Source organism: Aeromonas sp. XH, assembly GCF_033348475.1.
GTDB classification, from domain to species: Bacteria; Pseudomonadota; Gammaproteobacteria; order Enterobacterales; family Aeromonadaceae; genus Aeromonas; species Aeromonas sanarellii.
On sequence record NZ_CP137630.1, the window covers coordinates 795,986 to 821,877 of the forward strand.

At 64.7% G+C, this 25,892-nt stretch carries 12 protein-coding genes; 5 read left to right on the plus strand and 7 right to left on the minus strand.

Annotated features, from left to right (window positions below):
• Positions 1-62: 62 nt before the first annotated feature.
• The 3 genes from R2B70_RS03835 to R2B70_RS03845 form a co-directional block, all read right to left on the minus strand.
• Complete coding sequence (locus R2B70_RS03835; protein WP_209795105.1) at positions 63-1,457, minus strand: peptide MFS transporter; 1,395 nt, start codon at positions 1,455-1,457, stop codon at positions 63-65.
• Positions 1,458-1,670: 213 nt separating this feature from the next.
• Entirely contained in the window at positions 1,671-2,582 is a 912-nt protein-coding gene (gene galU, locus R2B70_RS03840) for a UTP--glucose-1-phosphate uridylyltransferase GalU (RefSeq protein WP_209795104.1), read from the minus strand.
• Between the two features lie 94 nt (positions 2,583-2,676).
• Positions 2,677-2,997 carry a ComEA family DNA-binding protein gene (locus R2B70_RS03845; RefSeq protein ID WP_042076786.1) on the minus strand — a complete coding sequence of 107 codons (321 nt, stop codon included), beginning with the start codon at positions 2,995-2,997 and terminating at the stop codon, positions 2,677-2,679.
• A 165-nt stretch (positions 2,998-3,162) separates the two neighbouring features.
• Here R2B70_RS03845 and cysQ point away from each other — a divergent pair, with 165 nt between their 5' ends.
• Positions 3,163-3,933: a 3'(2'),5'-bisphosphate nucleotidase CysQ gene (gene cysQ, locus R2B70_RS03850; protein WP_209795103.1), complete on the plus strand. Its 771-nt coding sequence runs from the start codon at positions 3,163-3,165 to the stop codon at positions 3,931-3,933.
• A gap of 68 nt (positions 3,934-4,001) precedes the next feature.
• On the opposite strand, the gene R2B70_RS03855 is transcribed toward cysQ, so the two are convergent.
• From R2B70_RS03855 to R2B70_RS03865, 3 genes are all read right to left on the minus strand, one after another.
• Positions 4,002-4,298 (minus strand): YciI family protein, encoded by a 297-nt coding sequence (locus tag R2B70_RS03855; protein ID WP_318162679.1) that lies wholly within the window; start codon positions 4,296-4,298, stop codon positions 4,002-4,004.
• Between the two features lie 24 nt (positions 4,299-4,322).
• Positions 4,323-4,886, minus strand: a complete 564-nt coding sequence (locus R2B70_RS03860; RefSeq protein ID WP_318162680.1) for a septation protein A — start codon at positions 4,884-4,886, stop codon at positions 4,323-4,325.
• A gap of 90 nt (positions 4,887-4,976) precedes the next feature.
• Positions 4,977-6,482 (minus strand): aminotransferase class V-fold PLP-dependent enzyme, encoded by a 1,506-nt coding sequence (locus tag R2B70_RS03865; protein ID WP_318162681.1) that lies wholly within the window; start codon positions 6,480-6,482, stop codon positions 4,977-4,979.
• Positions 6,483-6,676: 194 nt separating this feature from the next.
• Between R2B70_RS03865 and trhA the strand changes: the two genes are divergently transcribed.
• From trhA to R2B70_RS03880, 3 genes are all read left to right on the plus strand, one after another.
• Positions 6,677-7,309: a PAQR family membrane homeostasis protein TrhA gene (gene trhA / locus R2B70_RS03870; protein WP_318162682.1), complete on the plus strand. Its 633-nt coding sequence runs from the start codon at positions 6,677-6,679 to the stop codon at positions 7,307-7,309.
• 185 nt (positions 7,310-7,494) lie between these two features.
• Entirely contained in the window at positions 7,495-9,156 is a 1,662-nt protein-coding gene (locus R2B70_RS03875) for a putative transporter (protein WP_042076775.1), read from the plus strand.
• Positions 9,157-9,377: 221 nt separating this feature from the next.
• Positions 9,378-23,426, plus strand: a complete 14,049-nt coding sequence (locus tag R2B70_RS03880) for a retention module-containing protein (RefSeq protein ID WP_318162683.1) — start codon at positions 9,378-9,380, stop codon at positions 23,424-23,426.
• Positions 23,427-23,592: 166 nt separating this feature from the next.
• Here the strand turns inward: R2B70_RS03880 and mdtH are convergent, their stop codons facing one another.
• Positions 23,593-24,786 carry a multidrug efflux MFS transporter MdtH gene (mdtH, locus tag R2B70_RS03885; protein WP_042074011.1) on the minus strand — a complete coding sequence of 398 codons (1,194 nt, stop codon included), beginning with the start codon at positions 24,784-24,786 and terminating at the stop codon, positions 23,593-23,595.
• Positions 24,787-24,992: 206 nt separating this feature from the next.
• On the opposite strand from mdtH, the gene R2B70_RS03890 reads away from it, so the two are divergent.
• Positions 24,993-25,892 carry a LysR family transcriptional regulator gene (locus R2B70_RS03890; protein WP_042074010.1) on the plus strand — a complete coding sequence of 300 codons (900 nt, stop codon included), beginning with the start codon at positions 24,993-24,995 and terminating at the stop codon, positions 25,890-25,892.

The following is a 25,892-nucleotide window of genomic DNA, read 5'->3' on the forward strand; positions in this document are numbered from 1 at the left end:
GACGGCACAAACAAGCAGGGCGCCCATGGGCGCCCTGCTTGCATTGCACAATCCTGACCGAATCAGACGGTGGCGGACTGCAGCTTGTTCTCCTGCTCCGGCTCCTTGGCGGGGCCTTCGGCACCGTGCATCCAGTAGACCAGGCGGTTGGCCATGGTCAGCAGGATCAGGGCGCTGATCACGGCGGCCAGGGCGATGCCACCGAAGATGGCCATGGCACCGGATTCGCCGACGAAGGAGCCGATGAAACCGGCGGCATAGTTGGCCAGGGCCACGAAGCCGAACCAGGCACCCATCATCAGGGAGGCCAGGCGCAGCGGAGCCAGCTTGGTCACCATGGAGAGGCCGATGGGGGAGAGGCAGAGCTCGCCCAGGGTATGGAACAGGTAGGCGCCGACCAGCCAGAACATGGAGGTCTTGACAGCCTGATCACCCCCCTGCTCCAGCACGGCACCGATCATGAACAGGAAGCCGATGGCCAGGAACAGCAGACCCATGGCGAACTTTACCGGGGAGTTCGGCTCTTTCTTGCCGAGCTTGATCCAGATGGCCGCGACTATGGGGGCTAGGGTGATGATGAAGAAGGGGTTCAGGGACTGGAACCAGGCGGTCGGCACTTCGAAGCTGCCGATCATGCGATCGGTATATTCCTGTGCGTACAGGTTCATCAGGCCGCCGGCCTGCTCGAAGCCGGCCCAGAAGATGATGGTGAACAGACCCAGCACCAGGATGACCTTGATGCGATCCACTTCCTGCTTGGTCAGCGGGGCCTTCTGCTCCTTGGAGCGCTGCAGGGCGGCGCGCTGGGCGGCCGGCACGCGGCCGATGTCGCCGAGGAAACGCTGGGCCATGGTGGCCTGCACCACCAGGGAGAGCAGCATGCCGATACCGGCGCTGACGAAGGCGGCCTGCCAGCCGTAGGCGGTGGCGGCGGCGCCGCAGATCACCCCTGCCAGCAGGGAGCCCAGGTTGATGCCCATGTAGAAGATGGTGAAGGCACCGTCACGGCGGTGATCCCCTTCCTGATACAGGTCACCCACCATGGTGGAGATGTTCGGCTTGAACAGGCCGTTCCCCAGGATCAGCAGGCCGAGGCCCGCGTAGAAGACGGTGTTGACCATGTCCGGGAACATGGCGTGGGGCAGAGCCAGGGTAAACTGGCCGGCGGCCATCAGCACGGCACCGAACAGGATGGCGCGACGTTGGCCCAGGAAGGTATCTGCCAGCCAGCCGCCGATGATCGGAGTGATGTAGACCAGGCCGGTGTAGATGCCGTACAGTTTGAGGGCATCGGCCTGGGTCCAGCCCATGCCGCCGTTGGCGGTCATGTCGGTCAGATAGAGGACGAGCACGGCACGCATGCCGTAGTAGGAGAATCTCTCCCAGAGTTCGGTACTAAAGAGCAAAAAAAGCCCTTTAGGGTGACCTAAAAAGGTCCCTTTGGACGGGTTATTCATTGGAACTTCCACCTGTGTCTTATATTTTTTTAGAAATTTTATGCAAGGGCTAGGAACAAGCCATATTCCTTATAAAACAAGCAGGATTGAATTACAATGACAGGTTTTGACGATATTTTATCTATCGATGGTTGAATATTTGTTTATAAAATGAAAATGGGCATCGAATGATGCCCAGTTTTTTATTCTGCTTGTTGTGCAAATATTCAGCGATTACAACTGTTTGACGAACTGCTTCAACCAGGCGGTAAATTCGCCGTCCAGCTCGCGGTGGCGCACGGCGTACTCCACGTTGGCCTTCATGTAACCGAGCTTGCTGCCGCAATCGTGGCTGCGCCCCTTCATGAAGTAGGCGTTGACCTGCTCTTTCTCCATCAGCATGGCGATGGCATCGGTCAGCTGGATCTCGTCGCCGGCACCGGCCGGGGTCTTCTCCAGCAGGGGCCAGATGTTGGCGGAGAGCACATAGCGACCGACCACGGCCAGGTTCGAGGGGGCCTCGTCACGGGGCGGCTTCTCGACGATGGCCTGCATGGGCAGGGACATGCCGGCGCTCAGCGCCTCGCCCTTGATGTCGGCGATGCCGTACTTGTCCACCTCGCTCTCGGGGACGGCCTCCACCATGATCTGGCTGATCTGGTTCTCTTCGAACAGGTGCACCATCTCCGCCAGGTTGTCCTGCTTGAGATCGCTGGCCACTTCGTCGATGAGCACGTCCGGCAGCAGGACGGCGAAGGGCTGATCACCGATCAGCGGGCGGGCGCACAGCACCGCGTGGCCCAGGCCTTTTGCCTCACCCTGGCGTACGTGCATGATGGTGACGTCTTTGGGGCAGATGTGCTGCACCTCTTCCAGCAACTGGCGCTTGACCCGTTTCTCCAGGGTCGCTTCTAGCTCGAAGCTCTTGTCGAAGTGGTTCTCGATGGAGTTCTTGCTCGAATGGGTCACCAGGATGATCTCCTTGATGCCGGCGGCGATGGCCTCGCGCACCACATACTGGATCAGCGGCTTGTCGACCACAGGCAGCATCTCCTTGGGGATGGCCTTGGTGGCGGGCAGCATGCGGGTACCCAGGCCGGCGACGGGGAGAACGGCCTTGCGAACAACGAGGGGTGTCTTTTTCATGGAGTGAGTCCGAAGATACGAAGTGGGCTCATGATACCCGAAGAAAAATAGGGCAGCCACAGGCCGCCCTCGGGATGATGGGGATTCAAACCGGTTACTTGACGATAATCATGTCCCGATTCGCCTCCAGGGTGGCGGGCCCTATGCCGCTCACGTCCGCCAGCTGATCCACCGAGGTGAACTTGCCCTGTTTCTCGCGATGGTCGACGATGGCCTGTGCCTTCTTCTCGCCGATGCCCTTCAGGGACGCGAGTTCATCGGCGCTGGCGGTATTGAGGTTGATCTTGCCGGCCTCAGTGGTGGTCGCGACGGTCGCGGCAGGCTTGGTGGCCGGCTTGTCGGCGGCCAGTACGGGCTGAGTCAGCAGAGGGAGGCAGCCCAGCAACAGGGCGGCGACGAGAGCTTTGTGGTTCATGGTTTCACGTCCTTGTTGGATGCCGGATGGCTATAGAAAGCTAGCTGGACTGCGTCACTTTTCGTCTGTGAAAAGTAGCAGGGTAATAATTCAGGCAAATCGGCTATAAGCCGAAGATGCCCGCTCGGTTACACTGACTAACCCTTTGAGCGAGATGTCTTTTCTATGTATCTACCCACCATTTCCGAGCTGGAACCCATCGCCCGCGCCGCCGGTGAGGCCATCATGGCCATCTACAGTCAACCCTTCGCGGTGGAGTACAAGCAGGACGAGAGCCCGCTGACTGCCGCGGACAAGGGGGCCCACGAGGTGATCGTCCGGGCGCTGGCCCGGCTCACGCCCTCGATCCCCGTGCTGTCGGAAGAGTCGGACGTGGCGACCCAGCAGGCCAGGCTCGCCTGGTCCCGCTACTGGCTGGTGGATCCGCTGGATGGCACCAAGGAGTTTGTCTCCCGCAACGGCGAGTTCACCGTGAACATCGCGCTGATTGAACAGGGCGCTCCGGTCTGGGGGCTGGTCTATGCCCCTGTGCTGGACAAGCTCTGGTATGGGGGCAAGGGGCTCGGGGCCTGGCGTGTGGTCGATGGCAGGCATGAGGCCATCCAGACCCATCCCCACGAAGAAGGGCAGGCGTGGCGCGTGGTGGGCAGCCGCAACCACCTCTCCGGGGAGACCCTGGATTACCTGGCCCGCTTTGGTGACATGGAGCGGGGCGATATCGAGCTGGTCTCCATGGGCAGCTCGCTCAAGTTCTGCATCATTGCCGAGGGCGGGGCCGAGCTCTACCCCCGTCTCGCACCGACCTGCGAGTGGGACACCGGCGCTGCCCAGGCGGTACTGGAGGGGGCGGGGGGCAGCGTCACCCAGCTGGACGGTTCCCCCCTGCGCTACAACAAGCCGGATATCCTCAACCCCTGGTTCGTGGCCAGGGCCTGAGCCGGGCATCGGATGCGAAAAGGCCGGACATTGTCCGGCCTTTTTGTTTGCGATGAGCCTCGATGAGGTCAGAAGACTCTCTTGAACGGCTTGATGGTGACGCGGGCGTAGACGCCGGCCGCCACATAGGGATCCGCATCGGCCCAGGCCTTGGCGTCGGCCTGGCTGGCAAACTCGGCGATGACGGTGCTGCCGGTGAAACCCGCATCGGCCGGGTCCTCGGCATCGATGGCCGGGTTCGGGCCTGCGGTCAGCAGGCGCCCCTCATCCTGCAGCGCCTGCAGGCGGGCGAGGTGGGCGGGGCGAGCCAGCTTGCGCTGTGGCAGGCTGTTCGCGACGTCTTCGGAGTAGATCAGATACCACATGAGAGGATCCTTTTCTGGTTGCGGTTATTTTTTCTGCTCTGCTTTCTGCTCTGCTTTCTGCTCGGCCGGCATGTGGCGATAGAGGTAGACGCCGCTAAGCAGGGTGAATACGAGCGTCATGCCCAGCAGGCCGAAGACCTTGAAGTTGACCCACATCTCCTGGGAGAGGTTGAAGGCCACATAGAGGTTGAGCAGGCCGCAGAGGGCAAAGAAACCGACCCAGCCGAGATTGACGTTGTCCCAGATCCGGTCGGGAGCCTGCAGCTCCTTGGCCAGCATCTGCTTGATCAGGTTCTTGCCAAAGCCGTAGCGGCTGACGAGCAGGGCGAAGGCAAACAGCACGTTGATGACGGTCACCTTCCACTTGATGAAGGCGTCGTCGTGGAAGAAGACGGTGAGGCCGCCGAAGAAGCCGACCAGCAGGAAGGTAAAGAGCTGCATCTTCTCGACCTTGCGATAGCGGATCCAGCCGTAGGCGAGCTGCAGACCGGTGACCACCACCAGGGCGCCGGTGGCGGTGTAGATGTCGTAGAACTTGTAGACCGCGAAGAAGACGATCAGGGGGATAAACTCGATAAACTGCTTCATGCTGGGCTCATTACCTCAAAATTTCACTCAGTGTACCTGTCCGTCAGACAACGGCAAATGAATAAGACCGCTCATTTGCCCCCCAGTTCCTCAGCCAAAAAGCTGCCGTGCCACCTCGATCCCCAGCCGCTGCTGATCCGCCAGCAGCTCGCGAATATGGCGCTCCTCGATCAGCGGATTGAGCAGCACGGCGCGCAGCAGAGTGAGCGATTGCTCGCCGTAGCGGCTCACCGCCCGCTGGGTGCGGGAGACGAAGCTGTGCCCCTCGGCGCGCTGTGCCTTCTGCAGTGCCACGTTGAAGGCATTGATCTCGTCGTTGGCCACTTCGTCCAGGACCTTGTCCTGTAGATGGGGCGGGATGCAGCGGTAGGAGAGCAGGTTCATCACCGGCGCCGACATCAGCTCGAAGGCGGGGCTCGCCTCGATGAGCGCCGCCATCCGCCGCGCCCTGTCGTAGTTGGCGTCGATGAGCTCGGCATACCCCTGCCGCCCCAGCATCTGGAAGGCGGCATCCAGATAGAGGGCGTTGGCGGGACGGGTGCCCTCCAGGGTGAAGCGTCCCTGATCGAAGGAGGTGGCGCGAATGGCGTAGGGCGCCTCGCGCTTCACCGCCATCATCAGATCCGGCTGGCGGCAGAGCAGCATGCCGGTGCCAAGAGGGACCAGCAGTTGCTTGTGGCCGTCCAGGGTCACGGTATCGGCCTGATCGATCCCTTCCAGCAGGCCCTGATAGCGGGGGGAGAAGAGGGTCGGGCCACCCCAGGCGGCATCCACGTGGAAGTGGATCTGCTCGCGCCGTGCGATGGCGGCGAGTTCCGGCAGGGGATCGATGGAGCCAAAGTCCGTGCTGCCGGCGACCCCGACCAGGGCTAGCACCTTGAGCCTCTGCTCCTTGCATTGGCGCAGCGCCTGCTCCAGCGCGGCCAGGCTGAGCCGGTTGTGTTCGTCGGTGTCGAGGCGCCAGACGCTGCGGGCGCCCAGTCCCAGCAGATCCATCCCCTTGTCGAAGGAGTAGTGCATCAACCGTGACCCCAGGATCACGGCGCCGCGATAGCCCTGCTCAAAGAGCGAAAACAGGTTGTCGCCACAGGCCCGGTTGCGGGCCAGCCAGAGGGCGGTGACATTGGCGATGGTGCCGCCGCTGGTCATGACGCCCAGGGCCGCATCCTTGGCGTGCATCTGGGCCGCATAGAAGGCATCGTCCTCGCGATAGACGAGGCGATGCAACTTGGCCAGCACCTCCCGCTCCAGGAAGCTCAGCAGGCGGGAGGACTCCATCTTCATGGGATTCTGGTTCAGCATCACCAAGAGGCGCGACAGCTCGGCGGTGAAGGCTGGCAGGGGCGCCGTCATGTGCCCCATATAGCGCGGGGAGGTCAGGTGTGATGCGCCGGGCACCAGGGTGGCGAGCCGTTCCAGATAGGCTTGCGTGCTGATGCCGGTGGCAGGCATGGACGACTGGTCGAGCTGGTGGATGAAGCTGTCGCGTTCATAGGGAGCCTGACTGTCGTCGGAGTGATGGAAGGTCTCCAGCAGGGCCGTCATGGCCTGGCCGAAGTCAGGATCCGGTTGTGTAAACAGTTCAGTCAGCTTCATCGGGTTCTCCAGACCAGATTGTCGGGCAGACGCGGCCATCCGTCCCGGCGGCGTCGGCCGCAGAGCATACACCAAAGGGGCGGGGGGCACAGCCATCTCCTGGCCCCCCGACCGTTGGTTCTTTATTTTGAGCTAACACTTGTAGCCTGAAACGTCGGCCGCTAGAGTGAACCGGTTCAGGTCAGGAGGTGGTGATGACGGATGTGACGGGGTATTCCCCTCGGGAAGAGTGGGCCAATCGCCTCAGCCATGGGCTGGGGTTGCTGCTGGGCGGACTGGGTCTTGCCTTGCTGCTGCACAAGGGGTGGGATCAGGGACCCAGGGTGCTGCTGAGCTACGGCCTCTATGGGGCCAGCCTGGTGCTGCTCTATCTCGCCTCGACGCTCTATCACAGCATGACCTCGGAGCGGGCCAGGCGCAGGTGCAAGCTGTTCGATCACTGCGCCATCTATCTGCTGATCGCCGGCACCTATACCCCCTTCCTGCTGGTGGCGCTCGATACGCCGCTGGCACAGGGGCTGATGGTGGTGATCTGGGGGCTGGCCCTGGCCGGGGTGCTGTTCAAGCTGCTCTTCATCAACCACTTCAGGCGTTTGTCGCTCTTCACCTATCTGATGCTGGGCTGGCTGTCCCTGGTGGTCGTCTATCAGCTCTACCTGCATCTGGACGGTGCCGGGCTCCTGCTGCTGGGGCTCGGCGGACTCATCTACAGCCTGGGGGTGATCTTCTACGTGGCCAGGGGCATCCCCTACAACCACGCCATCTGGCACCTGTTCGTGCTGGGGGGCAGCCTGTGCCACTTCGCGGCCATTTATGGCTACGTCTAGCCACAGGGCCAGGCCCTGTCGCAGGAGTCGTGCGGCCACAGAAGATGGTGGCGAGCAATGACCGGATCTAGCCCTTAATTGGTATCTTTGCGCTCATCAAAGCCCGAATTCGTGCGGCACCCCACAGTTGCTCCCTTCGTTTGCTGACAAGCTAGGGCCAGTTCAGCTTGGAAAGGATGCAAACGATGAGTGAGATCGCGCTTTCCATCAGCATGTTGTCGCTGGTGGCGGTGCTGGGGCTCTGGCTGGGAAACTGGCGGGTCTATGGCGTGGGTTTGGGCATTGGCGGGGTGCTGTTCGGCGGCATCATAGTGGGCCACTTCGCCGGCCTGTCCGGTTTGAAGCTGGATGAGCAAACACTTCATTTTATTCAGGAATTTGGCCTGATCCTGTTCGTCTATACCATAGGCATCCAGGTCGGTCCCGGCTTCTTCTCCTCCCTGCGCAGCTCGGGCCTCAAGCTCAATGGCTTTGCCGCCCTGCTGGTGCTGCTCGGCTGCGTGGTGGCGGCGGCACTGCACCAGCTGTTCGACGTGCCGCTGCCGGTGATCCTCGGGGTCTTCTCCGGCGCCGTGACCAATACCCCCTCCCTGGGGGCGGGCCAGCAGATCCTGGCGGAGCTCGGGGCGGATCCGGGCTCCACCGGCCTGATGGGGATGGGCTACGCGGTGGCCTACCCGTTCGGGATCTGCGGCATCCTGCTCACCATGTGGCTCATCCGGGTGTTCTTCCACATCAAGATCGAGGAGGAGGCGGCCGCATTCGAGCAGCAGGCGGGCAAGACCAAGGAGAGCCTGCAAACCATCAACATCGCGGTGCGCAACCCCAACATGCACGGCCTGATGCTGAGCGAGATCCCCAGCCTGGACGAGGCCGACGTCATCTGCTCGCGCCTCAAGCGCGGCGACGAGCTGATGGTGCCCAGACCCGACTCACGCATCGAGCTCGGCGATCTGCTGCACCTGGTGGGAGAGCGCCACGCCCTGCACAAGGTGCTGCTGGTGCTGGGGGAGGAGGTGGATACGTCCCTCTCCACCCGGGGCACCGAGCTGCGGGTGGAGCGGGTGGTGGTCACCAACGAGCAGGTGCTCGGCAAGCGGATCCGCGATCTCGACATCAAGCAGAAGTATGACGTGGTCATCTCGCGCCTGAACCGGGCCGGCATCGAGCTGGTCCCGACCAGCCAGACCAGTCTGCAGTTTGGCGACATCCTGAACCTAGTGGGACGGCTGGACGCCATCGAGGCGGTGACCAGCGTGGTCGGCAACGTGCAGCAGAAGCTGCAGCAGGTGCAGATGCTGCCGGTCTTCATCGGCATCGGATTGGGGGTGTTGCTCGGCTCCATCCCCTTCTATCTGCCGGGCTTCCCCGCGGCCCTCAAGCTCGGGCTGGCAGGGGGACCCCTGGTGGTGGCGCTCATCCTGTCGCGCATCGGCAGCATCGGCAAGCTCTACTGGTTCATGCCGCCGAGCGCCAACCTGGCGCTGCGGGAGATCGGCATAGTGCTGTTCCTGGCGGTGGTGGGGTTCAAGTCGGGGGCCGGGTTCATCGACACCCTGATCAACGGCGACGGCCCGGCCTGGATGATGTACGGCGTGGCGATCACCCTGATCCCGCTGCTGGTGGTCGGGATGCTGGCGCGCCATTATGGCAAGGTCAACTACCTCACCCTGTGCGGCCTGCTGGCCGGCTCCATGACGGATCCTCCCGCCCTGGCCTTCGCCAACGGCATGCACCCTACCAGCGGGGCCAGCGCGCTCTCCTACGCGACCGTCTACCCCCTGGTGATGTTCCTGCGGATCATCTCTCCCCAGCTGCTGGCCATCCTGCTGTGGGCCGGTGCCTGATGGGGAAAAAATGGGGGCCATTACGGCTCCCATCTTCTTGCTGTCATAATTGATGCTATTGATTTAGTTAATTTTATTCACTTCCCACATCCCTTCGGTTTCATCGCGAAACTAGGCCTCATTTCGGTCTGTTCGTTCGATTTTTCTCACTGGTTTCTGGCCCGATTAACAGGCAAATTGCACGCTGGAGCCATATGCCCATCGATATTTCAGGAGAAACCATGAGCAACAAGCGCATCGTATTGGATCAGGCCGTCGTCGTTAGCCACTTGCAAGGAAAAGTCTATCTGGTTGCCGCTGACGGGAGCCAGACGCTTCTTGTAGAAGGCGATGCGCTGCCCAAGGATGCGGTCTTGCTTGCTCCGGAAGGGGCCAGCTTCCAGGGTGGGGAGACCACCTTCACCCTGAGCCCGAGCAACACTCTCGAGTCTGAAGAGCCCCAGCTGGCACAACGGGCGCAAGCCGGGGCTCCTGACGACATTGCGGCCCTGCAGCAGGCCATTCTGGAAGGGATAGACCCGACCCAGACATTTGAGGCGTCGGCGGCGGGCGGGGCACCCGCTGCGGGCACCGGGGGCGGTGTCGCGGGGGCGAGCGGCAATGGCGGCTTCATCACCATCGACAGAACCGGCGATGCCACCATCTCCACTGCCGGCTTCGATACCGCCAATCCGGAGGCGGTGGCGCCGCTGGTGGACGCGCAAGGCAACGAGGATGAACTGCTCGATCTCACCGCTCCCGTCATCACAGTCTCAGCCCCCGACAACACCAATGACCGGACGCCGACCCTGACCGGCACCACGGATGCCCCGGCGGGCAGCACGGTCACTCTGGTGGTCACCGACGCCAATGGCAACCAGCAGACCCTGGTCACCACGGTAAATCCGGATGGCAGCTTCAGCGTGGATGTCGGCACGCCGCTGGCCGAGGGGGGCTATCAGGTGACCGCCTCCGTCACCGATCCCGCCGGCAACACGGGGACGGGGAGCGACGATGGCAGCGTGGACACCACGGCGCCTTCCGTGACGGTGAATGCCCCGGACAATACCAGCGACAGCACGCCGACCATCACGGGGACCACGAACGCAGCGCCAGGCAGCGCAGTGACACTGACGGTGACCGATGCCAACGGCAACCAGCAGACGCTGACCGCAACTGTGCAGCCGGATGGCAGCTACAGCACAGACGTGCTCACCCCTCTGCCGGATGGCGGCTATGAGGTGACCGCCAAGGTGACCGATCCTGCTGGCAACACTGGCAGCGCCACCGATGACGGCAGCGTGGACACCACCGCCACCATCACGGTGAGCCTGGATGAGGTGAACGGTGGCAATGTGGGCAACGCGCCCATCAGCGGCACCTCCGACGTAGGCCCGGGTCGCACCGTGACCCTGATCATCACCGATGCCAACGGCAAGAGCGTGACCGTCACCGCACAGACGGATGCCGATGGCAGCTACCAGACCACCGCCGACCTGAGCGGGCTGGCGGATGGCAATCTGGTGGTGGATGCCAGCGTGACCGATGGGGCGGGCAACCGCGCCAGCGCCACCGACGACACCACGCTGCTGGATACCACACCACCGGAAGCCCGCATCACCCTGGATGCCGACATCACCGCCGACGACGTCATCAACGCCGCCGAAGCGGGTCAGCCGATCCCGGTCAGCGGCACCGTGAGCGGCGAGTTCAAGGCCGGCGACATTGTCACCCTGACCGTCAACGGCAAACCGTTCACCGGTCCGGTGGACGCCGATGGCCGCTTCACCATCCTGGTGGCGGGCAGCGATCTGGCGGCGGATAGCGACCGCACCATCGATGCCAGCGTGACCAGCACCGACGCGGCGGGCAACCGCGCCACCGCGACCGACAGCGAAGGCTACGGTGTGGATACCGCCGCGCCGAGCGTGGTGGTGGACATCGTTAACACCCAGATCATCGCGGGCGAGACCAGCCCGGTGACCTTCACCTTCAGCGAGCAGGTGACCGGCTTTGACCTGACTGACCTCGATGTGGTCGGTGGCACCGTGACCGGGCTCACCAGCAGTGATGGCGGCAAGACCTGGAGCGCGACCTTTACCCCGACCCCGGGCTTTGAAGGCACCGCCAGCGTGACCGTCAAACCGGAGAGCTACACCGATCTGGCGGGCAACCAGGGCAGTGGCGGCAGCGACAGCGCCACCCTGGGCGACACCACTGCGACCGGGGCGCCGACCGTGGTCATCACCGAAGACGTGAACAACGACGGCACCATCGACCGCACCGAGATCAGCGGCAAGGTGGACGTGGAAGTGGGCCTGCCGGGCGATGCCAAGGCGGGTGACACCCTCAAGGTGAGCGGCCAGGCCGACCGGGTGCTGACCGATGCCGACATCAGCGCCGGCAAGGTGGGCTACGAGTTTGACCGTCCGGCGGACGGCGTGACGCTCACCGTGACCGCCACCATCGTCGACGCGGCGGGCAACGTCTCCCTGCCGGGCAGCGACAGCGCCACCCTGGGCGACACCACGGCGACCGGGGCGCCGACCGTGGTCATCACCGAAGACATCAACAACGACGGCACCATCGACCGCAGCGAGATCAGCGGCAAGGTGGACGTGGAAGTGAGCCTGCCGGGCGATGCCAAGGCGGGTGACACCCTCAAGGTGAGCGGCCAGGCCGACCGGGTGCTGACCGATGCCGACATCAGCGCGGGCAAGGTGGGCTACGAGTTTGACCGTCCGGCGGACGGCGTGACGCTCACCGTGACCGCCACCATCGTCGACGCGGCGGGCAACGTCTCCCTGCCGGGCAGCGACAGCGCCACCCTGGGCGACACCACCGCGACCGGTGCGCCGACCGTGGTCATCACCGAAGACATCAACAACGACGGCACCATCGACCGCACCGAGATCAGCGGCAAGGTGGACGTGGAAGTGGGCCTGCCGGGCGATGCCAAGGCGGGTGACACCCTCAAGGTGAGCGGCCAGGCCGACCGGGTGCTGACCGATGCCGACATCAGCGCGGGCAAGGTGGGCTACGAGTTTGACCGTCCGGCGGACGGCGTGACGCTCACCGTGACCGCCACCATCGTCGACGCGGCGGGCAACGTCTCCCTGCCGGGCAGCGACAGCGCCACCCTGGGCGACACCACGGCGACCGGGGCGCCGACCGTGGTCATCACCGAAGACATCAACAACGACGGCACCATCGACCGCAGCGAGATCAGCGGCAAGGTGGACGTGGAAGTGAGCCTGCCGGGCGATGCCAAGGCGGGTGACACCCTCAAGGTGAGCGGCCAGGCCGACCGGGTGCTGACCGATGCCGACATCAGCGCGGGCAAGGTGGGCTACGAGTTTGACCGTCCGGCGGACGGCGTGACGCTCACCGTGACCGCCACCATCGTCGACGCGGCGGGCAACGTCTCCCTGCCGGGCAGCGACAGCGCCACCCTGGGCGACACCACGGCGACCGGGGCGCCGACCGTGGTCATCACCGAAGACATCAACAACGACGGCACCATCGACCGCAGCGAGATCAGCGGCAAGGTGGACGTGGAAGTGAGCCTGCCGGGCGATGCCAAGGCGGGTGACACCCTCAAGGTGAGCGGCCAGGCCGACCGGGTGCTGACCGATGCCGACATCAGCGCGGGCAAGGTGGGCTACGAGGTTGACCGTCCGGCGGACGGCGTGACGCTCACCGTGACCGCCACCATCGTCGACGTGGCGGGCAACGTCTCCCTGCCGGGCAGCGACAGCGCCACCCTGGGCGACACCACCGCGACCGGTGCGCCGACCGTGGTCATCACCGAAGACGTGAACAACGACGGCACCATCGACCGCAGCGAGATCAGCGGCAAGGTGGACGTGGAAGTGAGCCTGCCGGGCGATGCCAAGGCGGGTGACACCCTCAAGGTGAGCGGCCAGGCCGACCGGGTGCTGACCGATGCCGACATCAGCGCGGGCAAGGTGGGCTACGAGTTTGACCGTCCGGCGGACGGCGTGAAACTGACCGTGACCGCCACCATCGTCGACGCGGCGGGCAACGTCTCCCTGCCGGGCAGCGACAGCGCGACCCTGGGCGACACCACCGCGACCGGGGCGCCGACCGTGGTCATCACCGAAGACATCAACAACGACGGCACCATCGACCGCAGCGAGATCAGCGGCAAGGTGAACGTGGAGGTGGGCCTGCCGGCCGAGGCCAAGGCGGGGGATACCCTCAAGGTGAGCGGCCAGGCCGACCGGGTGCTGACCGATGCCGACATCACTGCCGGCAAGGTGGGTTACGAGGTTGACCGTCCGGCGGACGGCGTGACGCTCACCGTGACCGCCACCATCGTCGACGCGGCGGGCAACGAATCCCTGCCGGGCAGCGACAGCGCCACCCTGGGCGACACCACGGCGACCGGGGCGCCGACCGTGGTCATCACCGAAGACATCAACAACGACGGCACCATCGACCGCACCGAGATCAGCGGCAAGGTGGACGTGGAAGTGAGCCTGCCGGGCGATGCCAAGGCGGGTGACACCCTCAAGGTGAGCGGCCAGGCCGACCGGGTGCTGACCGATGCCGACATCAGCGCGGGCAAGGTGGGCTACGAGGTTGACCGTCCGGCGGACGGCGTGACGCTCACCGTGACCGCCACCATCGTCGACGCGGCGGGCAACGTCTCCCTGCCGGGCAGCGACAGCGCCACCCTGGGCGACACCACCGCGACCGGGGCGCCGACCGTGGTCATCACCGAAGACGTGAACAACGACGGCACCATCGACCGCAGCGAGATCAGCGGCAAGGTGGACGTGGAAGTGAGCCTGCCGGGCGATGCCAAGGCGGGTGACACCCTCAAGGTGAGCGGCCAGGCCGACCGGGTGCTGACCGATGCCGACATCAGCGCGGGCAAGGTGGGCTACGAGTTTGACCGTCCGGCGGACGGCGTGACGCTGACCGTGACCGCCACCATCGTCGACGCGGCGGGCAACGTCTCCCTGCCGGGCAGCGACAGCGCCACCCTGGGCGACACCACCGCGACCGGTGCGCCGACCGTGGTCATCACCGAAGACGTGAACAACGACGGCACCATCGACCGCAGCGAGATCAGCGGCAAGGTGGACGTGGAAGTGAGCCTGCCGGGCGATGCCAAGGCGGGTGACACCCTCAAGGTGAGCGGCCAGGCCGACCGGGTGCTGACCGATGCCGACATCAGCGCGGGCAAGGTGGGCTACGAGGTTGACCGTCCGGCGGACGGCGTGACGCTCACCGTGACCGCCACCATCGTCGACGTGGCGGGCAACGTCTCCCTGCCGGGCAGCGACAGCGCCACCCTGGGCGACACCACGGCGACCGGTGCGCCGACCGTGGTCATCACCGAAGACGTGAACAACGACGGCACCATCGACCGCACCGAGATCAGCGGCAAGGTGGACGTGGAAGTGGGCCTGCCGGGCGATGCCAAGGCGGGTGACACCCTCAAGGTGAGCGGCCAGGCCGACCGGGTGCTGACCGATGCCGACATCAGCGCGGGCAAGGTGGGCTACGAGTTTGACCGTCCGGCGGACGGCGTGACGCTCACCGTGACCGCCACCATCGTCGACGCGGCGGGCAACGTCTCCCTGCCGGGCAGCGACAGCGCCACCCTGGGCGACACCACGGCGACCGGGGCGCCGACCGTGGTCATCACCGAAGACATCAACAACGACGGCACCATCGACCGCAGCGAGATCAGCGGCAAGGTGGACGTGGAAGTGAGCCTGCCGGGCGATGCCAAGGCGGGTGACACCCTCAAGGTGAGCGGCCAGGCCGACCGGGTGCTGACCGATGCCGACATCAGCGCGGGCAAGGTGGGCTACGAGTTTGACCGTCCGGCGGACGGCGTGACGCTCACCGTGACCGCCACCATCGTCGACGCGGCGGGCAACGTCTCCCTGCCGGGCAGCGACAGCGCCACCCTGGGCGACACCACCGCGACCGGTGCGCCGACCGTGGTCATCACCGAAGACATCAACAACGACGGCACCATCGACCGCACCGAGATCAGCGGCAAGGTGGACGTGGAAGTGGGCCTGCCGGGCGATGCCAAGGCGGGTGACACCCTCAAGGTGAGCGGCCAGGCCGACCGGGTGCTGACCGATGCCGACATCAGCGCGGGCAAGGTGGGCTACGAGTTTGACCGTCCGGCGGACGGCGTGACGCTCACCGTGACCGCCACCATCGTCGACGCGGCGGGCAACGTCTCCCTGCCGGGCAGCGACAGCGCCACCCTGGGCGACACCACGGCGACCGGGGCGCCGACCGTGGTCATCACCGAAGACATCAACAACGACGGCACCATCGACCGCAGCGAGATCAGCGGCAAGGTGGACGTGGAAGTGAGCCTGCCGGGCGATGCCAAGGCGGGTGACACCCTCAAGGTGAGCGGCCAGGCCGACCGGGTGCTGACCGATGCCGACATCAGCGCGGGCAAGGTGGGCTACGAGTTTGACCGTCCGGCGGACGGCGTGACGCTCACCGTGACCGCCACCATCGTCGACGCGGCGGGCAACGTCTCCCTGCCGGGCAGCGACAGCGCCACCCTGGGCGACACCACGGCGACCGGGGCGCCGACCGTGGTCATCACCGAAGACATCAACAACGACGGCACCATCGACCGCAGCGAGATCAGCGGCAAGGTGGACGTGGAAGTGAGCCTGCCGGGCGATGCCAAGGCGGGTGACACCCTCAAGGTGAGCGGCCAGGCCGACCGGGTGCTGACCGATGCCGACATCAGCGCGGGCAAGGTGGGCTACGAGGTTGACCGTCCGGCGGACGGCGTGACGCTCACCGTGACCGCCACCATCGTCGACGCGGCGGGCAACGTCTCCCTGCCGGGCAGCGACAGCGCCACCCTGGGCGACACCACGGCGACCGGGGCGCCGACCGTGGTCATCACCGAAGACATCAACAACGACGGCACCATCGACCGCAGCGAGATCAGCGGCAAGGTGGACGTGGAAGTGAGCCTGCCGGGCGATGCCAAGGCGGGTGACACCCTCAAGGTGAGCGGCCAGGCCGACCGGGTGCTGACCGATGCCGACATCAGCGCGGGCAAGGTGGGCTACGAGTTTGACCGTCCGGCGGACGGCGTGACGCTCACCGTGACCGCCACCATCGTCGACGCGGCGGGCAACGTCTCCCTGCCGGGCAGCGACAGCGCCACCCTGGGCGACACCACCGCGACCGGTGCGCCGACCGTGGTCATCACCGAAGACATCAACAACGACGGCACCATCGACCGCACCGAGATCAGCGGCAAGGTGGACGTGGAAGTGGGCCTGCCGGGCGATGCCAAGGCGGGTGACACCCTCAAGGTGAGCGGCCAGGCCGACCGGGTGCTGACCGATGCCGACATCAGCGCGGGCAAGGTGGGCTACGAGTTTGACCGTCCGGCGGACGGCGTGACGCTCACCGTGACCGCCACCATCGTCGACGCGGCGGGCAACGTCTCCCTGCCGGGCAGCGACAGCGCCACCCTGGGCGACACCACGGCGACCGGGGCGCCGACCGTGGTCATCACCGAAGACATCAACAACGACGGCACCATCGACCGCAGCGAGATCAGCGGCAAGGTGGACGTGGAAGTGAGCCTGCCGGGCGATGCCAAGGCGGGTGACACCCTCAAGGTGAGCGGCCAGGCCGACCGGGTGCTGACCGATGCCGACATCAGCGCGGGCAAGGTGGGCTACGAGTTTGACCGTCCGGCGGACGGCGTGACGCTCACCGTGACCGCCACCATCGTCGACGCGGCGGGCAACGTCTCCCTGCCGGGCAGCGACAGCGCCACCCTGGGCGACACCACGGCGACCGGGGCGCCGACCGTGGTCATCACCGAAGACATCAACAACGACGGCACCATCGACCGCAGCGAGATCAGCGGCAAGGTGGACGTGGAAGTGAGCCTGCCGGGCGATGCCAAGGCGGGTGACACCCTCAAGGTGAGCGGCCAGGCCGACCGGGTGCTGACCGATGCCGACATCAGCGCGGGCAAGGTGGGCTACGAGTTTGACCGTCCGGCGGACGGCGTGACGCTCACCGTGACCGCCACCATCGTCGACGCGGCGGGCAACGTCTCCCTGCCGGGCAGCGACAGCGCCACCCTGGGCGACACCACGGCGACCGGGGCGCCGACCGTGGTCATCACCGAAGACATCAACAACGACGGCACCATCGACCGCAGCGAGATCAGCGGCAAGGTGGACGTGGAAGTGAGCCTGCCGGGCGATGCCAAGGCGGGTGACACCCTCAAGGTGAGCGGCCAGGCCGACCGGGTGCTGACCGATGCCGACATCAGCGCGGGCAAGGTGGGCTACGAGGTTGACCGTCCGGCGGACGGCGTGAAACTGACCGTGACCGCCACCATCGTCGACGCGGCGGGCAACGAATCCCTGCCGGGTAGCGACAGCGCCACCCTGGGCGACACCACTGCGACCGGTGCGCCGACCGTGGTCATCACCGAAGACAAGAACAACGACGGCACCATCGACCGCAGCGAGATCAGCGGCAAGGTGGACGTGGAAGTGAGCCTGCCGAAGGATGCCAAGGCGGGGGACACCCTCAAGGTGAGCGGCCAGGCCGACCGGCTGTTGACCGACGCCGACATCGCGGCGGGCAAGGTGGGCTACGAGGTTGACCGTCCGGCGGACGGGGTGACGCTCACCGTGACCGCCACCATCGTGGACGCGGCGGGCAACGTCTCGCTGCCGGGCAGCGACAGCGCTACCCTGGGTGACACCACCGCGACCGGTGCGCCGACCGTGGTCATCGTGGACGATGCCAACAACGACCAGATGTTGACCAAGACCGAGATCGGCAGCGATCAGATCCAGGTGCAAGCTGGAGTCAATCACGGTGATCTGGTGGCGGGTGGCACGGTAACGTTGACCATCAACAATGGCGGTGTGAACAGCACGGTGCAGCTGACGCTGAAGGCTGATGGCTCCCTGCTGGCGAGCGATGGCAAGAGCTACGGCTATCAGAATGGCACCATCAGCTGGACCGAGACGACCCCGGCCAACGGCAAGGCGTTGACCGTGACCGCGACCCAGACCGACGCGGCGGGCAATGTCTCCCTACCGGGCCGCGACACGGCGGAGATCCTGAACGAGGCCCCGGAGACGGCGAACAAGCAGGCAAGCGGTCAGGAAGATGCATCCAGCATCGCCATCCCGCCGCTTTCCGGCAGCGACATTGACGGCAGCGTGGTGAGTTTCACCATCAAGAGCCTGCCGGCCAACGGCACCCTCTATCTGAACGGGGTGGCCGTGACAGCGGATCAGAGCATTGCGGTGGCAGATGCCGGCAAGCTCACTTTCACTCCGAATGCCAACTGGAACGGCAACACCAGCTTCAACTATGCGGCGGTGGACAACGACGGCGCCCTGGATGCGAGCCCGGCGACCGTGACCATCAGGGTGGATGCGGTCAACGACCTGCCGACGCTGACCATCTCCAACGGGGCTGTCGTCTCGGAGGAGGGGCTGGTAAACGGCATTGCAGACACGGCCGGCAACCCGGATACCACCAATGCCGTCAAGGCGTCCGGCACCCTCTCGGTGGGGGATGTGGACAGCAGCACCCTCAATATATCCCTGAACGGGCCGGCCGGGCTGACGTCCGGTGGGACCAAGGTCCAGTGGAGCTGGGATGCGGGCAGCAAGACGCTGGTCGGGTATACAGGTGCAGTGGGGGCCGCCGACTACAAGGCGGTGGTCGAGGTCAAGCTGACTGCCCCTAATGCCAGCGGCAAGGGGGACTGGACCTATGAGGTGACCCTCAAGGCCTCGATTGACCATCCGGTCAAGGGAAGCGAAGACGTACTGAACTTCCAGATCGGTGTGACGGTATCGGATGGCAAGACCACCGATACCAAGAGTCTGTCCATCTCGGTCGAGGACGACTCGCCGGTGGCAGGCGACATGGATGCCGTGGCCGTGACCAGAACGAATATCCCTGACACCCTGACTGGTCTGTTCGATCTGACCAAATACAGCGGCAATCAGGCCACCCTGAACGCGAACGGCTTCAGCATCGCGGCGATGGGCTTCACCTCGGCGACCGACTCGACGCTGACGGCGGCCAATGTCAACGGCTCCAGCGCCGGACTTGGTGTGTCCAGCGTCGGCTCACCGAACCACAACCTCGCCAACGAGATAGATTTCCGCCACTTCGCGGATGGCTCCTCCGCTTCCGAGCAACTGATCATCAAGCTGGATGCGGGCAAGGTGGCCTATGGCGCCAATATCAAGTTCAGCCAGATGTTTGGTGGCGAGCTGGAGAGCGGGGTCGTGGAGTTCTATCGTGGCGGGGTACTGATCAATACCCTGGTATTCAACTCGACGGCGGCAGGTGGGGAGTTCAACCAGAACTTCCAGGTGCAGCAGGGCGGCTTCGATACCATGGTGATCAAGGCCACCAGCAATGGTAACGGCCTCTACGGTGACAACAGCGACTTCACGGTGAAGAGCATCGAGTTCCTCGGTGCCGACACGGCGCAGGCCATCGCCTATGGCTCGGGTACCGTGACCCCGCAGTGGGGGGCCGATGGCAAGGGCTCTATGGGGCTGGTCCTGGATCCGGACGCCTTCGAGAGCGGCCTGCGGACGGCCGCCGGTTCCCTGGTCACCATCAGCTCAAGCGGGGCCAATACCCTGCTCGGCAAGGATGCGGGTGGCAATCTGGTCTTCCGGCTGGAGTTCACCCCGGCCACCGGCAAGTGGGAGTTCTTCCAGTATCAGAACATGTCCAAGCCCCAGGGAGATGGCGACATCGACTTCCAGATCCGGGTGGTGGATGGGGATGGTGACGTCAGCATTGGGTCCTTTGCCACCAAACCTCTCTTTACGCCGACGGTGCTGGGGATCTCTGCCGACAGCGTGACCGAAGGTGGCAGCCTGCAACATACGGTGACCCTGTCCGACGCGACCCAGGAGGCGACGCAATATGACTTCGCCATCAGGGGCAGCGGCAGCAACCCCGCCTCCAACCAAGATTGGGGCAATGCCCAGTTCAGCAACGGCGTGACCTACAACAGCACCACCGGCAAGATCACGGTACCGGCCGGGGTATCCGGTTTCACTGTGACCATTCCGACGGTGAACGACCGTCTGGTCGAGGCAAACGAGACCCTGTCGTTGACCATAGGTGGCCAGAGCGGCACCGGCACCATAGTGGACAACGATCGGGCGCCGACGGCTGCCGGGGGCCACAGTGCCGGGCAGGAAGACAAGCCTCAGGTGCTGACCTGGGCCCAGTTCGGTGCCAGTGACGATCAGGCCGCGACCGATCTCGGGGTGCAGATCAACACCCTGCCGCTGAATGGCACCCTCGAATATCTGAACGCTGCGGGTCAGTGGGTTGCGGTGCAAACCGGAGCCCTCATCTCCTATGCAGAGGTCAATGCAGGCCATCTGCGCTTCGTGCCCGGTCTGAACGAGTCGAGCACCAATGCCGGCAACGGCAACGGCGCCCTGATCGGCAACCTGAAGGGGGACTATGCCAGCATCGGCTATCAGATAAGCGACGGCGCCAACCTCAGCAACGGCGGCAAGCTGGTGATCGATGTGACTGCGGTGGCCGACAAGCCAATCGTCAACGTCACCCTGACGGGGAATGGCATTCCGTTGTACAGCCCGAGCTTCCCGAGCGCGGGCGTTACCACTGAGCAGTTCCAATCCGGCAACGTCAACAAGACGGCCCTTGGCATCACCAACTCGCTGACGGACAGCAGCAGTGGCCAGGAGCAGGTGCTTGGCGGCAGCGGCAACGACTATATCGTCAGCACCCACGGCGGTGGCGATCTGCTCTATGGACAGGCGGGGAACGATGTCCTGGTCGGCGGCAATGCGACCCAGGGGGATTCCCTCTACGCCGGTGATGGCAATGATGTGCTGGTATCCGGTCTTGGCAGCGATGGCCTCTATGGCGGTGCCGGGACCGATATCGCCGTGCTGACCGGCAACCGTGCCGATTACGCCATCAAGAAAGGCGAGGGTTACTCGATCAATGATCGCTGGTTCGATTTCTCCGTCACGGAGAAGGGCGTCGGCATCACCAAGGCGCTGCACGACGTGGAATATGTCCAGTTCGCCGACGGCATCTACCAGCTCAACCAGAGCACCGGCGAGCTGACCCTGGTGCAGCCGGTGGTGGTCGACTACCCGCTGGAGCTGAGCGCCTCCCTGAGCGATCGGGATGGCAGCGAAGTACTCGACAGCCTGGTGCTGAGCGGCATGCCGAAGGGGGCCGAGCTCTACAACGGCAACCAGTTGCTGGGGACCGTCGGGGTTGATGGCAAGCTCACTCTCACCGCCAGCAGCGGCCTGTGGAGTCCGAGCGCGCTGGATGTGAAGCTGACCGGCCTGACGCTGCGAGTCCCCGGCAACAATGCCGGTCAGGTCGATCTCAAGGTGGACGCCATCGCCAAGGAGGTGGGGACCGATCAGACCAGCTCCGCGTCCGACGATGACAGCATCCGCCTGAGCTACTTCAACGCCACCGAAGGGGAGCCGGGGGATCAGAACCGGACCTATGGCAGCGAGCACAATATCGTGGTGGGGGATCTGGATGGCAGCGTGGTGCTGCCCGGCCAGAACTACAACATCGCCTTTATGGTGGACAGCTCCGGCAGTATCGGCAACGAGGCCATGGAGACGATAAAGACCCAACTGACCCAAGTCTTCGCCAGTCTCAAGAACAGTGCCGGGACCGAGGGAGCGGGCAAGGTCAATATCTTCCTGGTGGACTTCGACAGTCAGGCCAACAAGTCCATCAGCGTGGATCTGAAGGATCCCAATGCCCTGACCAAGCTGCAGAGTGTGCTCGGCAGCATGGATGGCAGTTATTGGGACGGTGGTGCAACCAACTACGAGGATGCCCTCAAGACCACCTCCAACTGGTTCAACAGCGACACCGCCAAGAATAACGCCAATGCGAAGAACCTGGCCTACTTCATCACTGATGGGGCGCCAAACACCTATTACGGCTATGAGGATACCAACCCAGTCATTAACCTGGTGACTGGCGAGCGGCTCGATGCGTTCGTCAACGTCAACAACTATGTGCCGGGTCAGGCCTTCTACGCCACCATAGGCGGCACCAGCAGGGTTCTGATCGATGCCAACGGAAGGGTGCAACAGTGGTCGCAGAACAGCAACAACAACAAGTGGAACTCGACGTCCATCGGCACCCTGAGAGCTCAGGGGGATGGCACCTTCGAGATTTCCACCACCTATGACGGCAACTACTGGGCGCTGCAAAACGCCCTGGCCGTCTTGCCGCTCCTGGCCGCCAACAAGGTGGTTCTGCAGGCCATCGGCATAGGTAACAACGTCTCCATCGATACCCTGAAGCAGTTCGACAGCGATCAGGTGGTGCAGTCCAACGTGTCTGCCTCCGATCTGGCGAACTCCATCCTGGGGACCTCCATCAACAACCTGCCGGGGGCCGACCGCTTCAATGGCGGGGCGGGCGACGACATCCTGTTTGGCGACGCGGTGCGCTTCACCGGTATCGGCGGGGAAGGCTATGCGGCCATCAAGCAGTACGTGAGCGGCAAGCTGGGGGCCGGGTCGGCGACCGATGCCCAGGTGCATTCCTACATCAGGGATCACGCCAGCGAGTTCGATCAGTCGTCGGCCAATGACAAGGGCGACACCCTCTACGGCGGGGATGGCAATGACATCCTGTTCGGTCAGGGCGGTGACGACTTCCTGTATGGCGGTGCCGGCAACGACATCCTGTTCGGTGGCAGCGGCAACGACACCCTCTATGGTGAGAGTGGTAGCGATGTGCTGAGTGGTGGCAGCGGCAACGACACCCTGTACGGCGGGACTGGCAACGACGTGCTGAGCGGCGGCCTTGGCAACGACATCCTGGTTGGCGGGCTCGGCGACGACATCCTCAAGGGGGATGCAGGAGCCGATGCCTTCACCTGGCTGAAGGGGGATACCGAGGCTGGCAAGGTCGCCAAGGACTACATCGTCGATTTCAGCAAGTCGGAAGGGGACAAGCTGGATCTCAGCGACCTGCTCGACAGCGATGGCAGCAAGAACGAGAGCTCCCTGAAGAGCCTGCTCTCGGTGTTCCAGGACAGCGAAGGGGTGCACTTGCAGGTCAAGGAGAGCAGCGCGGCGCCGGTGACCCAGGAAATCGTGCTGGTGAACCACACCTTCGACACCCTGACGGGGAGCTCGGGCACCACGGCCAATCAGGTCATCGACTACATGCTGAACAACAACCTGCTGGACATCGACAAGTAATCCGGTCAGATGGACACAAAGCGGCGGAGCAATCTGCCGCTTTTTTTATGGGCGCTTTTCGGGTGGGGCGACGGGTCAACGGGGGAGGATGACGCAAGGGGAGGATAAAAAGAGGGCGCCCCTCAAGAGAAGGGCGCCCGGGTTGGATGGCGTGATTGCCAGGGGATCAGGCATTGACCCCGGCCAGGCGGGAGCCGCGCTGGAAGCAGTTCGCCAGCAGCAGCAGGGTGGTGACGCCGACGGTGCCGAGCACCAGCCAGGGCAGCCAGGGTTGCCCCTGGGCCATGGCGTAGTCGTGCAGGGCACCGCCCCCCACGTAACCCGTCATGCCGCCGAGCGCTAGCCCCAGCCGGCTGAAGCCCATGTAGCTGCCGCGCGCCCCGGGTTGGGCCAGCTTGGTCATCAGCGTCTCCCGCGCCGGCTCGGCGATGACGATGCCGAGGTAGAAGCAGGCGAGCAGCAGGAAGACGGCGGGCAGGGTGGTGGCGAAGGCGACCAGGCCTATCCCCGCCGTCATCAGCAAGACCCCGGCCATCAGGCGGTTCTCCAGCTTGAAGTGGCGCTCGCCGTAACGGGCCAGGGGGTAGAGCAGGGCCAGGGAGATGGCGGTCTCCAGGGTATACATCCAGCCCACTGCCGTGGTGCTGCCCGCCATCTGCTTGACCAGGATGGGGAAAATGAGCATGACCTGCACCCAGAGCGCGTAGTAGCCGCTCAGGATCAGCACCAGCCGGCAGAAGGCCTTGTCCGCCAGCACCTGGCCGAGACCGTCGCGGATCGGTGTCGGTCGCACCGAGAGCTTGTAGGGGGGCAGGATCAGCAGGTTGCACAGGGCGGCGCAGACGAACAGGCCGGCTCCCAGCAGGCAGACATACTCGAAGTCGAAGTTCAGCAGCCAGCTGCCGAGCAGGGCGCCCACCACGGCGCCGGCGCTCTCCAGCATCATCAGCAGGGAGATGTAGCGACCCCGCTCCCGTGGCCGGGTGAACTTGATGACCAGGGCGGCGCGGGGGGGATCGAACAGGCAGCCGCCGAGGCCCGAGATGACGCAGGAGAGGATGAGTTCCAGCCCGCTCTGGGCATAAGCCAGGCTGGCAAACCCCAGCGCCCGCAGCAGCATGCCGCAGACGATGAGCGGGCGGGCTCCGAACTTGTCGGCGAGGGAGCCGCCAAAGACCCCCAGCCCCTGCTGGGTCAGCTGGCGCAGACCCAGCGCCAGCCCGACCACTCCGGCGGCCCAGCCGAGCTGATCCACGAAGCGCAGGCTGATCATGGGCATGACCACGAAGAAGCCGAGGATCACCAGGAGGGAATCCAATGCCAAGAACCACCGCCCCAACCGCCTCGCCCGCTCCACCATGATCCTGTTACCTCTGTTCGCTTCGTTGATATTGTCGTTTTGTCTTTTTGCCCGAATGGCACCGTCACCAAACAGAGCCAAGGGCGATGACAAGTCCCTGACTCGGTGGCGTTTTGCCATTTCATGACGATTGATGCTGCTATTCTGGTGGGGCGCCAGATATAGTGGTAGCCGACAACTGGCTATATTTCATATTGGATTTGGTTATGGCTGTGACACTCGACGATTTGCAATTGCTGCTGGATGTGGCCAACCGTGGCAGCTTCAGCAAGGTGGCGGCCATTCGCGGCTGGTCACAACCCATGGTCAGCCAGCGGATCGCCGTGCTGGAACAGGAGCTGGGCCAGTCCTTGTTCCGTCGCCACCGCCGTGGCGCCACCCCGACTCCGGCCTGCGAGCAGTTTCTGCCGGCGGCGACCGCGGCCCTGACGGCGCTGGAAGGGGGGCGGCTCGCGATGCAGGGGGCGCCGGCCCTGCCGCGGATCCGGCTCTCCTGCCTGCCCTCTCTGACCACGGCGGTGTTCGGTCCCCTGCTGCTGGCCCTGGTGGACGAGTCCTTCGAGATCCGCTGCAACACGGATCACTCCGGCATCATCATGCAGGAGCTGCTGACCGGTGAGACCGACGTCGGCTTCATTCTCAAGTGTCCCGCCATCGCCGGCATCCAGCTCGAGCTGCTCTACCGTTCCCCCATCATCGCCGTGGCCTGCGCCACCCACCCCCTGGCCGGGCGGCAGGGGCTGACCCTGCAGGACATCGCCAACGAGCGGCTGGCGCCCCAGCAGTGGGGCACGGGCTGCGACGAGCTGATCCTGCAGCTGCGGCTGCTGCGCCAGGTGGCGAGCCCGCTGCACGCCATCCAGCCCGCCAGCGCGGCGCGGGAGCTGGCGCTGGAGCACGGCTTCATCACCCTGATGCCGGCGCTCGCCATCACCCGGGATCTGGAGTTCGGTCGCCTGGTGAAGCTGGACGTGGTGGATCTGCCGCCGGATCACTGGGACGTCATGATGGCCTGGCGCAGCGGAAAACGGCCCAATCCTGCCAAGGAGCGGGTGCTGGAGGCGGCCCGCACTCTGGCCCGGCGCTGGGCGGGCAAGCGGGAATGA

Coding starts and splice junctions, on each gene's coding strand:
- R2B70_RS03835 (WP_209795105.1), bottom strand. CDS start 1,457: ATGAATAACCCGTCCAAAGGGACCTTTTTAGGTCACCCTAAAGGGCTT.
- galU (WP_209795104.1), bottom strand. CDS start 2,582: ATGAAAAAGACACCCCTCGTTGTTCGCAAGGCCGTTCTCCCCGTCGCC.
- R2B70_RS03845 (WP_042076786.1), bottom strand. CDS start 2,997: ATGAACCACAAAGCTCTCGTCGCCGCCCTGTTGCTGGGCTGCCTCCCT.
- cysQ (WP_209795103.1), top strand. CDS start 3,163: ATGTATCTACCCACCATTTCCGAGCTGGAACCCATCGCCCGCGCCGCC.
- R2B70_RS03855 (WP_318162679.1), bottom strand. CDS start 4,298: ATGTGGTATCTGATCTACTCCGAAGACGTCGCGAACAGCCTGCCACAG.
- R2B70_RS03860 (WP_318162680.1), bottom strand. CDS start 4,886: ATGAAGCAGTTTATCGAGTTTATCCCCCTGATCGTCTTCTTCGCGGTC.
- R2B70_RS03865 (WP_318162681.1), bottom strand. CDS start 6,482: ATGAAGCTGACTGAACTGTTTACACAACCGGATCCTGACTTCGGCCAG.
- trhA (WP_318162682.1), top strand. CDS start 6,677: ATGACGGATGTGACGGGGTATTCCCCTCGGGAAGAGTGGGCCAATCGC.
- R2B70_RS03875 (WP_042076775.1), top strand. CDS start 7,495: ATGAGTGAGATCGCGCTTTCCATCAGCATGTTGTCGCTGGTGGCGGTG.
- R2B70_RS03880 (WP_318162683.1), top strand. CDS start 9,378: ATGAGCAACAAGCGCATCGTATTGGATCAGGCCGTCGTCGTTAGCCAC.
- mdtH (WP_042074011.1), bottom strand. CDS start 24,786: ATGGTGGAGCGGGCGAGGCGGTTGGGGCGGTGGTTCTTGGCATTGGAT.
- R2B70_RS03890 (WP_042074010.1), top strand. CDS start 24,993: ATGGCTGTGACACTCGACGATTTGCAATTGCTGCTGGATGTGGCCAAC.